General features: G+C 72.2%; 11 protein-coding genes. 5 read left to right on the top strand and 6 right to left on the bottom strand.

Annotation, left to right across the window (positions count from 1 at the left end):
* Window positions 1–62 precede the first annotated feature (62 nt).
* Entirely contained in the window at window positions 63–1364 is a 1302-nt protein-coding gene (locus EDD34_RS12300) for a purple acid phosphatase family protein (protein WP_123814829.1), read from the top strand.
* On the opposite strand, the gene EDD34_RS12305 is transcribed toward EDD34_RS12300, so the two are convergent.
* From EDD34_RS12305 to EDD34_RS12325, 5 genes are all read right to left on the bottom strand, one after another.
* Entirely contained in the window at window positions 1351–1911 is a 561-nt protein-coding gene (locus EDD34_RS12305) for an AAA family ATPase (RefSeq protein ID WP_123814830.1), read from the bottom strand. The genes EDD34_RS12300 and EDD34_RS12305 overlap by 14 nt on opposite strands.
* Window positions 1912–1983: 72 nt before the next feature.
* Window positions 1984–3102, bottom strand: a complete 1119-nt coding sequence (locus EDD34_RS12310) for a hypothetical protein (protein WP_123814831.1) — start codon at window positions 3100–3102, stop codon at window positions 1984–1986.
* 30 nt (window positions 3103–3132) lie between these two features.
* A complete protein-coding gene (locus EDD34_RS12315; protein WP_246012367.1) occupies window positions 3133–4530 on the bottom strand; it encodes an HNH endonuclease in 1398 nt (465 codons plus the stop codon).
* A gap of 182 nt (window positions 4531–4712) precedes the next feature.
* Entirely contained in the window at window positions 4713–6479 is a 1767-nt protein-coding gene (locus EDD34_RS12320) for an ABC transporter ATP-binding protein (RefSeq protein ID WP_123814833.1), read from the bottom strand.
* 23 nt (window positions 6480–6502) lie between these two features.
* Window positions 6503–7360: a universal stress protein gene (locus EDD34_RS12325; RefSeq protein ID WP_123814834.1), complete on the bottom strand. Its 858-nt coding sequence runs from the start codon at window positions 7358–7360 to the stop codon at window positions 6503–6505.
* A 229-nt stretch (window positions 7361–7589) separates the two neighbouring features.
* Between EDD34_RS12325 and EDD34_RS12330 the strand changes: the two genes are divergently transcribed.
* Complete coding sequence (locus tag EDD34_RS12330; protein ID WP_123814835.1) at window positions 7590–8162, top strand: dihydrofolate reductase family protein; 573 nt, start codon at window positions 7590–7592, stop codon at window positions 8160–8162.
* Between the two features lie 24 nt (window positions 8163–8186).
* On the opposite strand, the gene EDD34_RS12335 is transcribed toward EDD34_RS12330, so the two are convergent.
* Window positions 8187–9086 carry a DNA-3-methyladenine glycosylase family protein gene (locus EDD34_RS12335; protein WP_123814836.1) on the bottom strand — a complete coding sequence of 300 codons (900 nt, stop codon included), beginning with the start codon at window positions 9084–9086 and terminating at the stop codon, window positions 8187–8189.
* Between the two features lie 159 nt (window positions 9087–9245).
* Between EDD34_RS12335 and EDD34_RS12340 the strand changes: the two genes are divergently transcribed.
* Genes EDD34_RS12340 through EDD34_RS12350 form a run of 3 tightly spaced genes read left to right on the top strand, consistent with a single transcriptional unit; the run spans window position 9246 to window position 11784 of the window.
* The gene (locus EDD34_RS12340) at window positions 9246–10163 is read left to right on the top strand and encodes a metal ABC transporter substrate-binding protein (protein WP_123814837.1); all 918 of its coding nucleotides are present in this window, start codon (window positions 9246–9248) and stop codon (window positions 10161–10163) included.
* Complete coding sequence (locus tag EDD34_RS12345; protein ID WP_170177064.1) at window positions 10160–10909, top strand: metal ABC transporter ATP-binding protein; 750 nt, start codon at window positions 10160–10162, stop codon at window positions 10907–10909. The genes EDD34_RS12340 and EDD34_RS12345 overlap by 4 nt, the downstream gene beginning before the upstream one ends.
* A complete protein-coding gene (locus EDD34_RS12350) occupies window positions 10906–11784 on the top strand; it encodes a metal ABC transporter permease (RefSeq protein WP_123814838.1) in 879 nt (292 codons plus the stop codon). Before EDD34_RS12345 ends, EDD34_RS12350 begins: the two co-directional genes overlap by 4 nt.
* Window positions 11785–11798 lie beyond the last annotated feature (14 nt).

Consider the following 11798-nt stretch of genomic DNA (forward strand, 5'->3'; position numbering starts at 1 on the left):
ACCCCGTCCCGGCAGCATGGCCGCGCACGCCCAGCCCGATCCCGAGCCGATCTGGAGGAACGATGCCGTCCCTGGACCACGACGTGCCCGCCCACGTGCCCATCCGCACGGCCCGCACCGCGCGCCGCCGCACCGCCGCGGTGACACTGGCGGTCGCCGCCACCGTCGCGATCGGCGGGCAGGCCATGACCGCCCAGGCCGCCGCCCCGCCGGACCGCATCACGCTCAGCCCCACCGCGACCCCGTCCACCAGCCAGACCATCACCTGGCGTACCGGCACCGACGCCCCGTCCCTGGCGCAGCACGAGCCCGTCGCCGGCGGCAGCGCCGTGACCACCGAGGGCAGCACCACCGGCGAGGCCGGCGGCGGCACCTACCACCGCGCCACCCTGGAGGGCCTGCGGCCCGGTACGGCGTACCGCTACCGCGTGGGTGACGGCGAGACCTGGAGCCCGTGGACCGAGTTCACGACGGCGGGCGCCGCGGGCGAGCCGTTCCGCTTCCTGTACTTCGGCGACGTCCAGAACAACATCACCGCGGGCGCCGCGCCCGTGATCCGGGCCGCCTACGACGCCGTCCCCGACGCGAAGGTGGCGGTGCACGCCGGCGACCTCATCAACGACGCCGACGACGACGGCCAGTGGGGCGAGTGGTTCGCCGCCCAGGGCGAACGGTCGGCGTCGGTCAACCACATCGCGGCGATCGGCAACCACGAGTACGACTCGTGGGACGTGTCGGGGCACTGGAACCTCCAGTTCCCCGGGACGGGCAACGGCCCCGGAGACGACGACCTCGACGACACCGTCTGGTACACGGACTACCAGGGCGTCCGGTTCATCGCACTGAACAGCAACTACACGAACGCACCCTGGTTCGACGTGCACGACTGGATGGAGGACCAGGAGGCCTGGCTGGAGGACGTGCTCGCCGACAACCCGAACCGGTGGACCGTGGTGGCCTTCCACCAGCCGGTCTTCGCCAACAGCTCCGGCCGCACGGGCATCGTGGTGCGGGAGTACTGGCTGGACGTGTTCGAGGAGCACGACGTCGACCTCGTGCTGCAGGGTCACGACCACTCCTACGGCCGCGGCAACCTCCGCTCGAACCACGTCGACGAGCACTCGCACACCGGCCCCGTCTACACGGTGGCGGTGACCGGCCCCAAGTTCTACGACCCCGTCACCACCGACTGGCGCGCCGGCGGAGCCGAGGTACGGGCGCAGCACGGCGAGACGCAGACCTACCAGGTGGTGTCGGTGACCGACGACGAGCTCACGTACGAGGCACGCACCGCCGACGGGACCGTGGTGGACGCGTTCACCGTGGACACGTCGCAGGGGACGAAGGTCGTCAGCGACCGCTGACGGCGGGATCGGCGCGCCGCACCGCGGCCCGCAGCAGGTCGAGGGTGGCCGCGATCGAGCCCTCCGCGCTGACCTGGACGGCGTTCGGACGGTACTGCCGGACGCCGTCCAGTGACCTGACGAGGCGATCGGCGTCCTGGGGGCCGACCAAGGCGGTGTTGACCTGATGCTCCGGGCGAGTCGGAGCAGCCGCCCGGTCGGCCAGTCGCCGGGCGAGGGTCGGCGCGTCCAGTTCGAGAAGGCACTCGACGAACGTCGCACCGCATTCCTCGGCCAGAGCCTCCAGGGAGTCGATGAAATCGGTCCGGGCCAGATACTGGCCGACGACCACGTCATGTCCGGACCGGAGCTGCTCACGGGCCATGGCTAGTGCCAGCCTCCTGGCCCGGAGCCCGGACGCCTGGGCGTCCTCGCTCCACCCACCCAAGGAGTGCTTGATGCCGTCCACATCGAGGGCCAGCGTCAGTACCTGATCCTGTGCCAGCAGTTCGGCCAGCGTCGACTTCCCCGTCCCGGGCGCGCCGTTGAGCAGGATCAGGCGGGGCATACCGAGACCCTAGCGTCGACAGTGCGTTTGGACCGGCCGGGCGGCCGCGCCGGTGACGGCGCGGATTCCGGATCAGGCGAAGGCCGGGTAGCCGGTCGTCTCTCCGTCGGTGCCCCACGCCTGCCACGACCACCGGTGTGCTCCTGCCAGCGCTCGGGACAGCATCGGGAAGTCCGCGCGCAGGTTCGTGGCGCCCCACCGCCAGCGGGACGCCACGAGCTGGCGGTAGGACGGTGACCTGTCGGCGGGTCCGACGAACGGCCGTGCCTCGATCGCGCCGTCAAGCAGCCATCCCGTCACCAGGACCACATAGGCCGCGCAGGCCAGCCTGACCTGACCCGCCCACATCGGTGCCGCGACCACGTCCGGCGCATGCGCACCGAGACCTTCGGAGAAGGCCGCCAGCAGACCGTCGGTCAGGCCGGCGGGCGGGTCGTAGACGCACCAGCAGGTCGCGAACGGCAGCATCGTGTAGGCCGCCGCGAGCGCCGGATGATTCACGTCGGTTCCTTCGAGATCGAGGAACACCCAGGCCGCCGGCTGGTCGGCGGAGCGGTCCGCGAGGACCGCGTTGTCCGGGCAGGTGTCGGTGGGCCAGACAACCGCTGCCGCTCCCGGCTCGAGCAGAGCCGTGACGCCGGCGAGCTCGGACTCGATCGCGTCGACGTCGGTCACCTCCGGCGCGAGTGCGGCGAGGCGGGCCAGCCCTTGGCGCAGGTCCCCGGCCGCGTCCCAGTGCGTCGGGCCGCCCGGTCGGCCGGCGCCGATCCGCCGGCGGGCCTCTTCGGCGACGGGACGCGACGCCCCCACCGCTGACCCGAGGTGCCGCGCCCACGACAGTGCGCCCGTCCACGCCGCCTCCCCGTCCGAACCGAGAAGCAGGTCCGCGAGGGTCGGCAGGCCGTCTCCAAGATCCGACATCACGATGATCCGGTGCTCCGCATCGGCGGCGAGCAACTGCGGCGTCGGCCCCAGGAGCGTCAGCCCCACAGATTCCCGCGCGAACTCCGAGCCCGCCACGTGGAACTGCTTGACGACGACGGTTCCACCGCCCTCGACGTGGCAGCGCAACACGCGGGAACGGTGCGACCCGCCGAGGTCGACGGGATCCGTCAACGGGTGTCCCCACGCTGCCGCGGCGAGGCGGACCGTGTCGTCGTCCGTATGGATGGGGATGACAGGTCTGGTCATGGCCCCAGTCTCATGCACCGGCCACCTTCCTCACGCGGGTCGTGGGGGTGGTGGGGCGACGGATGCGTAGTGGAGTCCGGCCGGTGTGGTCGTGGTGACGCGGTGTCGTCCGGTGGTGGGGTCGGTGTCGGCTGCGGCGTTCCAGCCGGGGGCCTCCTTGGCCTGGTTGCAGGCTTCGCACAGGCCCTGCCCGTTGTCGAGGGTGGTCGGGCCCGCCGCGGTGGCAGGTTTCGCGTGATCCAGGTGTCTGGCTGGGGCGTCGCACCAGGGGGTGCGGCAGATGCCTTGGTCTCGGACGCGGAGCAGGTCGGCCAGGCCGCCGGCGAAGAACCGCCTCTTGGAGCCGGCGGCGATCAGGTCGCCGCCGGAGCTTGCGTAGATGGTCCGGAGCCAAGCGGCGTCGACATCGAGGCCGGTGGCGGTGAGGTTGCGGGCCACCTGCGCGGGCACGGGGCCGTAGCTGGTGCCGCTTACGTCGGTGATGACGGCCGGCTCGTGCCCGGCGGCGAGCAGGGTGCGGTCGGAGACGATGAGGTTGACGGTGACGGGGACCTGGCCGGCGGTCTCCTGTCCGGTGACGCGCTCGACGAGGGTGTCGGCCATGACCTGGTGGCGGTTCCGGTCGTCGTCGGGGTCGGTCCGGGCGGTGTCGGCCGCCTGCTTGAGGGCCGCGTAGGTGCGTACGCCCTCGGCCACGGGCAGCAGGGCGCTCAGGCGGACCATCGCGTCGGGTGCGGGCCGGATGGACACGTACCGGTCCTTGGCGGCTTTCGCGGCGCGGCGCACGGCGGCGGCCGGGTCGAGCTCGGCCGCCCGGGCGCGCGCCATGGCTTCCAGCTGCCGGGTGCCGATGCCCTCGAGGGTGGCCGGGTCAGCGCACAGTTCGGCGTCGATGCGGGCGCGGTCGTCGGCCTCGAGGCAGGCAGTCTCCTTGACCAGGATGATCGCGCGTTCGTGCGGGAGGCGCCCGGCGCGCAGCGCGCCCAGGGTGGCCGGCATCTCGGCGTGCAACATCTTGGCCACGCCGATGAGGGTCCCGGCCCGGTGCGGGGAGACCCGCAGGGCCAGGCCGACCTGGCTGCGTACGGACCGGGCTGCTTCCCGCTCGGCCGAGCGCACGGTGACCGGCACCGACCGGCCCGCGGGGTCTGCCTCGGTGCGCGCCACCATCTGGCGGGCTTCGGCTCGCGTGGTCTGGTCGAGCTCGACCATCAGCTGCGCCTGCACCGCCGCGATGGCGCCGGACAGGTCTTCCAGCGCTCGCAACATCTCGACCTGGCCACTCGCCTGGCCCGGCTTGGACGCAGCCAGGAGCCACGCGTGCATCCGGGCGACATCAGCGGCCACGGGCGCGGCCGAGGGCGTCGCAGCCGACCCGGCTCCCTCCGGGGAACCGGGCAGGAAGCCCACCGCGCGCCGCATCGTCATGTTCCCCATTCTCCCCTTAGGCCCGAGCAAACACCAGCCAGAACCCTCATCCACCGCCAATCTGTGGAAACATGTGTTCTATCCACAGTCGCCGTCTGCGTCCTCGCGGCGCACGGCCGTCGAGACGGTCTGGGCGGCGCATCGCGCCCGCGGCGCCGTACCGTGGCGTACCGATCCCGCTTCTAGCTCGCCTGGGTCGCGTGCAAGGCGGCGTAGCGGCCGCCTCGGGCGAGCAGGGCATCGTGCGATCCCTCCTCGACCACTCGGCCGTGCTCCAGCACGACGATGCGGTCGGCCTGTCGGACGGTCGACAGGCGGTGCGCGACGACGAGCGTCGTGCGCCCTCGCATGAGGCGCCCCAATGCCTCTCTGACCAGGTTCTCCGATGCGACGTCCAGGGCGCTGGTCGCCTCGTCGAGCAGCAGGATCCGCGGGTCGCGCACGAGCGCGCGGGCGATCGCGATGCGTTGCCGCTGCCCGCCTGACAACCGTGCCCCGCGCTCGCCGACGACGGTGTCCCACCCCTGGGGCAGGGCGTCGACGAAGCCGAGCGCGTTGGCCTCCCGGAGCGCGGCGCGGATCATCTCGTCGGGCGCGTCCGGGATGCCGTAGGCGACGTTGTCGCGGATCGTCCCCTCGAACAGCACGGACTCCTGCGGCACCACCGACACGTGCCGGCGGACCGTGCGCAGGTCGAGCTCCTGCGCGTCGACGCCGTCCACGAGCACCCGGCCGGACGTCGGGCGGACGAAGCCGAGCACGAGGTTCAGCAGCGTCGACTTGCCCGACCCGGAGGAGCCGACGAACGCGACCGTCTCGCCCGCCGCCACCGTGAGCGTCACGTCGTGCAGGGCATCACCGTCGGAGCCGGGGTAGCGGTGGTGCACGCGATCCAGGACCAGCTCACCCGAGACGGCGTCGACCCGGCGGCGCCCCTCGTTCTCCTCCAGGTCGGGCTCCTCGAGCACCTCGGCGATCGAACGCACGGACTCCATGCCGCGCGCGGTGACCGGGATCAGCATGAGCAGTTGCGTGAGCCCCTGGGTGAGCAGGGCGAAGTAGCTGGACAGCAGCACGACCTCGCCCGCCGTCACGGGAAGGAGGCCCGTGAGCGAGAACGTGGCCGCGAGCGCCAGGCACGCGACGCCGAGGAGTTGCATGGTGACCCAGGACAGCGACGCGACACGGCCGTTCATCATGTCCAGGTGCAGGCCCGCGCGGCGCACGTCGTCGGCCCCGGCGGCCACGCGGGTGACCGCGGTCCGTTCCAGCCCGTGGGCGCGGGTGATCGGGATGAGTGACGCCATCTCGCCGACGCGCGACGCGAACCCCTCGATCTCCCGGCGGAACTGCTCGTTCCGCTCCCGGGAGCGGCGCGCGGTGGCCCAGCGCATGCCGAGCGCGAGCGGTACCGCCAGCAGGTAGACGGGCAGGAACTCGGGGACCTTCAGAGCCGTCATCGTCACGGCGCCGGCGAGCACCACGAGCGAGGAGAGCAGGGGATGACCCACCTGCTGGAGCATGACCTCGATGTTCTCGACGTCGCGCACCACCTTGGTCTGCACCACCGATGAACTGGCACGGGTGTGGTAGCCGATCGACAGGCTCTGCAGGCGCGCGGCGAGCGCGTTGCGCAGGTCGGCGCCGGTGTCGCGCACGACGGTCATGAAGTTGTGGGTGTAGACGAGGTGGTTGGGGAAGTTCTGCACCAGCAGGACGGCGGCGACGGCGAACCAGACCAGCACGTCGCGCACCGATCCCCCGGTGGCGACGATGTCGATGACGGCGGCGGTCACGACCGGCAGGAACCACATGGGGATCTCTTTGAGGGTGAACGCCGCGACGGCGATCGTCATGCGCCCGGGCCTGCGGGCGAGGAGACGCAGAACGGAGCGGGCGGGACGGGAGCTGTCGATCCGGAGGTCGCCGGTAAGCGCTTTCTCAAGCATGCGCCCATGCTAGGCGGCGCCCGTCACTCCTTGACGATCGCCCCGGCCCGCTCCAGCACGAGCGGCGGCGTGGCCGGCTCCCCGGTCAGCGGGAACACCTCGACCGGAATGTCCGAGCGCTCCAGCAACGCCCGTGGGACCGGGCCCAGGCGCACCGGATGCCGCAGGCCACGCGGGTGGCGCGCGACCAGGAGGACGTCCGCGTCGGCCCCGGCCTCGACCAGCGCGCGCACCGGGTCGGAGCGGACCACCGACGTCGTCACCGCGACGTCCGGGAACGCGCCCGACCAGTCCCGAACCATCGCCTCCAGCACCGGATCGGCGGGCCGGGTCCCCGCGTCCACCTCAGCGAGCTCCTCGACCTGGTCGGGAACATCGACGACGTGCACCACCCGCAGCGCGGCACCCCGGGCGGACGCCGTGCGAAAGGCGTACGCCAGCAGCTCACCCGAGATCGCGGACGACTTGACCCCGGCGACGACGCGGCCGTGAGCCCTGTCCCGCCAGTCCGCCGGCACCACGGCCACGGGCACCTCCGCACGCGCGGCCACGCCCGCCGTCGTCGGCCCCGTGGCACGCCGGGCCAGCCGGCCGAGCACCAGCAGACCGGCGCTCGCGGCGGCCGTGACCAGGCCGGTCACCCTCTCCCCCTGCCCCAGCAGAAATCCGACCTCGACGTCGGGTCCCGCCGCGCCGGCCTCCGACAGCGCCCGGTCCACGCTCTCGCGCCCGTCGTCCCCGGCCTCGCCGAGAACATGCACGAGGCGGACCGCGGAACCCCGCAGCCGCGCCTCTCCCATCGCGTACCTGATCGCCCCTGCGCTGCGGTCGGTTCCGTCGACGGCGACGACGACCGGTGCGGGACGCTGAGCGGTGGTCATGGCGAACCCTTTCTGCTCGGCTTGTTCCACTGCTCCGACCCTGCCCGTCCCGGCCGGGAGACGGCAGGGCCGACGGTCACGGGCCGACAGGACCTTCGCCCTGGTTCATCCGGAGGCACCCGGGACCACCGATGAATCCTGTGCGAGTCTCTCGTCCATACCCACGACGCACCGCACCGAGCGGTCGCGGCCACCACGACCCGTAGGTCACATCCGAGGAGAACCTGACATGAGCACCATCGTCGCCACCCACTTCGTCTCGCTCGACGGCAAGGTCGACCCGACCGGCGGAGACCCCGCGCTGCACGACACGGCGTGGACGTTCAAGACGGTCGACGCCGTACCGGAGGCCTACGACCTCAAGGGCCGCGAGCAGGAAGAAGCCGGCGCCCTGCTCCTCGGCCGCAGGAGCTACCAGATGTTCGCTCCGGTCTGGCCGGAGATGGAGGAGTTCACGCGGTACAACACCCTGCCCAAGTACGTCGTCTCCACCACCCTCACCGAGGAGGACCTGGCCGGCAACTGGGGCGAGACCACCATCCTGCGCTCGCTGGACGACGTCGCGCGGCTCAAGGAGTCCGGTGACGAGGAGATCCAGGTGCACGGCAGCGTCAGCCTCACCCGCGCGCTTGCGGACGCCGGCCTGATCGACGCGTACCACCTGCTCGTGTTCCCGGTGCTCCTGGGCCAGGGCAAGCCGCTGTTCAGCGATGCCGACCAGCCGGCGCGGAAGCTCCGGCTGGTCGAGCACGAGGCCTACCGCAACGGCGTCCAGAAGCAGATCTTCGAGGTCGAGCGCTGACTTCTCCGTTCCCGCCGCCGCCCGTCAGAAGGCGCGGTACTCGGAGAGGGGGCGGCGGGGACCACGCCGGGGTGCCCCGGGGTGGTGGTCCAGGAGGACGAGCCGGGTGAGGCGGTGGCGGTACGGGGTGTAGGGGTCCAGGAGCCGCAGCATGCCGACGTCGTCGGTGCGCCGGCCGGTCAGGACCCACCCGACGGTGGCCGCGAGGTGGAAGTCACCCACCGAGACGGCGTCGGCGTCGCCGAACGCGCGCTGCGCGGTCTCCGCCGACGTCCAGGCACCCACACCGACCACCCGCTCCAGCCGGGACCGCGCCTCGGCACGCGGCATGGCCGAGGCTTCCTCCAGCCGCGGCGCGACGGCGGCACAGCGGGTGATGGTCCGGGCCCGGGCGGGATCGATGCCCGCACGGTGCCAGTCCCACTCCGGGATCCGCGCCCACGTGCGGGCGTCGGGGACCACGCGCATTCCCGCCGGCGCCGGGCCCGGGGCCCGGAGACCGTACCGGGCCAGGAGCCGCCGCCAGGCACGGTGCGCGATGGGGGTCTGGACGCGCTGTTCCAGCACGGCCGGGACGAGCGCCTCCAGGACCATGCCGGTGACCACCAGCCGCAGGCCGGTCGCGCGCCGCTGCGCGTCGCGGAGCTTCGCGGGCGGGGCGAACCCGGTCGTGTCCTCGTCCTCGCCGAGCAGTATCGGGAGCTCGTCGGCAGACTGCGGGGCGCCGTCGCCCCAGAGGTGCACCAGGACCTCCCGCGGCCCGACGGTCATGAACCGCTGCGTGACCGGGCCGGTACTCGTCAGCGTGGTACGCCAGACGGACCCGTCGCCCGCCCGGTGGAACGCCGGGTCGAACGGCCCATGCCCCAGGGGCCCCAGTGTCAGGCCGACATCCAGGGGCCGGGCGGAGACATGGTGGACCATGAGCACACCCCCAGTGGAACACACCGTGCCGGACCACCGCACTCCCGGCACGAACCCACCGCACTCCCGGCACGAACCCACCGCACTCCCGGGGCGAACCCACCGCACTCCCGGGGCGAACCACTTGTTTTCGGGTGGCCGAACTTTTATCGTTTGGGCATGCGACACATCCGCCTCCTCCTCCCGCTGGCCCTCGCCGCGGGGACGCTGTCCGGCTGCGGGGCCGCGATCGAGGGCCGGGCGGCCGACGACGGCCGGCCCGTGGTCCTGACGACGTTCACCGTGCTCGCCGACATCGCGGAGAACGTGGCCGGGGAGCATCTCCGGGTGGAGTCGATCACCAAGGTCGGAGCGGAGATCCACGGGTACGAGCCGACGCCGGGCGACATCGCGAAGGCGTCCGAGGCGGACCTGATCCTCGACAACGGGCTGAACCTGGAGGCATGGTTCGGCCAGTTCGTGGAGTCGGTGGACGTGCCCCACGTCGTCGTGTCGGACGGCGTCGAACCGATCGACATCGCGGCCGACGCCTACGCCGGCACACCGAACCCGCACGCGTGGATGAGCCCGGTGAACGTGCAGATCTACGTCGACAACATGGTCGAGGCCTTCAGCGAGCTCGACCCGGAGCACGCGAGCGACTTCGAGGCCGCGGGCACGGCGTACCAGGCCGAGCTGCAGGAGGTGCAGGACGAACTCGTCGACGGGCTGTCCGCGCTGCCCGAGAACGAGCGCGCGCTCGCGACCTGCGAGGGTGCGTTCTCCTACCTGGCCCGCGACGCCGGGCTGACCGAGCGGTACATCTGGCCGGTGAACGCCGAGCAGCAGGCCACCCCGCAGCAGATCGCCGGCATGATCGAGTTCGTCGAGGCCGGCGACATCCCGGCCGTGTTCTGCGAGTCGACCGTCTCCGACAAGCCGATGCGGCAGGTGGTCGAGGCGACCGGCGCCGCCTTCGGCGGAACGCTCTACGTCGACTCCCTCTCCGAGGCCGACGGGCCGGTGCCGACCTACCTCGACCTGATCCGGTACGACACCAGGATCATCCTCGACGCCCTGGGCGGAGGCGACGCGTGACCGCCACGACCACCGCCACGATCCAGGTGGACGACGTCGTCGTCCGCTACGGCGAGGTGCTGGCCCTGGACGGCGTGACCCTGCGGGTCCGGCCGGGCCTCGTGACCGGGCTGATCGGCATGAACGGGTCCGGCAAGTCGACCCTCTTCAAGACGATCATGGGGATGGTCCGCCCCGACCAGGGCAGCGTCCTGCTCGACGGCGGCGATCCCGCGGCGGCGCGCAAGCGGGGCCTGGTCGGGTACGTGCCGCAGAGCGAGGACGTCGACTGGGCCTTTCCCGTCTCGGTGCGCGACGTCGTGATGATGGGGCGCTACGGGCGGCAGGGACCCACCCGCCGCGCCCGCCCGGCCGACCACGCGGCCGTCGCCGAGGCCCTGGAACGGGTGGAGCTGACCGGCTACGCCGACCGGCAGATCGGGCAGCTCTCCGGCGGCCAGCGCAAGCGCGCGTTCGTCGCCCGCGGCATCGCCCAGGACGCGCGCGTGCTGCTCCTGGACGAGCCGTTCGCCGGCGTCGACAAGCGGTCCGAGGCCACAATCGTGCGGCTGCTGCGGGAACTCGCCGGCGACGGGAGGACCGTGCTGGTCTCCACCCACGACCTGCACGCCCTCCCCCGGCTCGCCGACGAGGCCGCGCTGCTGCTGCACCGCGTCCTGTTCCACGGCGAGGTGTCCGAGGCGCTGCGGCCGGAAAACCTCGCCCGCGCGTTCGGCCTCGACGTGCTCGGGGGTGAGACCGCATGACCCTCCTCGACCTGCTCCTGGAGCCGCTGCAGTACGACTTCATGGTCCGCGCGATCGTGACCACGGTCGTCGCGGCCGTCGTGTGCGCGTTGCTGTCCTGCTGGCTCGTCCTGGTGGGCTGGTCGCTGATGGGCGACGCCGTCTCCCACGCCGTCCTGCCCGGCGTCGTCATCGCGTACGTGCTCGGCGTGCCGTTCGCGATCGGGGCGCTCGTGTTCGGGTTCCTCGCCGTCGCGCTGATCGGCGCGATCCGCGGCACGAGCCGCGTCAAGGAGGACGCGGCGATCGGGATCGTGTTCACCACCCTGTTCGCGCTCGGCCTGGTGCTCATCTCCGTCACCCCGAGCCAGACGGACCTCAACCACATCATCTTCGGCAACATCCTGGGCGTCTCCGAGGCGGAACTGGTCCAGATCGCGATCCTGGCCGCCATCGCCTTCGTGGTGCTGGTCGTCAAGCGCCGCGACCTGACCCTGTACGCGTTCGACCGCATGCACGCCCACGCCATCGGGCTCTCGCCGCGGTTCCTCGGGGCGCTGCTGCTGGGGCTGCTCGCCCTGACCGCCGTCGTCGCGCTCCAGGTGGTCGGGGTGATCCTGGTCGTGGCGATGCTGATCATCCCCGGAGCCACCGCGTACCTGCTCACCGACCGGTTCGGGCGGATGCTGGTGATCGCCCCGGTGATGTCGGTCCTCTGCTCGGTGGTGGGGATCTACCTCAGCTACTGGCTCGACGCGGCGTCCGGCGGGCTCGTGGTCGTGGCGCAGGGGGTCGCGTTCACGCTGGTCTACCTGTTCGCGCCGCGCCACGGGCTGCTGGGGAAGCGGCTGGCCGCGGGACGACGGCGGGTCGGGGCGCGCCCAGGAGCGGTCTGACCCCGCAAGCACAC

It is taken from the genome of Myceligenerans xiligouense (assembly GCF_003814695.1).
Lineage (GTDB): Bacteria > Actinomycetota > Actinomycetes > Actinomycetales > Cellulomonadaceae > Myceligenerans > Myceligenerans xiligouense.

Bases quoted from the DNA above. Each gene is read 5' to 3' on its own strand.
- EDD34_RS12340 (WP_123814837.1), top strand. From the start codon at position 9,246: ATGCGACACATCCGCCTCCTCCTCCCGCTGGCCCTCGCCGCGGGGACG.
- EDD34_RS12335 (WP_123814836.1), bottom strand. From the start codon at position 9,086: ATGGTCCACCATGTCTCCGCCCGGCCCCTGGATGTCGGCCTGACACTG.
- EDD34_RS12300 (WP_123814829.1), top strand. From the start codon at position 63: ATGCCGTCCCTGGACCACGACGTGCCCGCCCACGTGCCCATCCGCACG.
- EDD34_RS12305 (WP_123814830.1), bottom strand. From the start codon at position 1,911: ATGCCCCGCCTGATCCTGCTCAACGGCGCGCCCGGGACGGGGAAGTCG.
- EDD34_RS12315 (WP_246012367.1), bottom strand. From the start codon at position 4,530: ATGACGATGCGGCGCGCGGTGGGCTTCCTGCCCGGTTCCCCGGAGGGA.
- EDD34_RS12320 (WP_123814833.1), bottom strand. From the start codon at position 6,479: ATGCTTGAGAAAGCGCTTACCGGCGACCTCCGGATCGACAGCTCCCGT.
- EDD34_RS12350 (WP_123814838.1), top strand. From the start codon at position 10,906: ATGACCCTCCTCGACCTGCTCCTGGAGCCGCTGCAGTACGACTTCATG.
- EDD34_RS12330 (WP_123814835.1), top strand. From the start codon at position 7,590: ATGAGCACCATCGTCGCCACCCACTTCGTCTCGCTCGACGGCAAGGTC.
- EDD34_RS12310 (WP_123814831.1), bottom strand. From the start codon at position 3,102: ATGACCAGACCTGTCATCCCCATCCATACGGACGACGACACGGTCCGC.
- EDD34_RS12325 (WP_123814834.1), bottom strand. From the start codon at position 7,360: ATGACCACCGCTCAGCGTCCCGCACCGGTCGTCGTCGCCGTCGACGGA.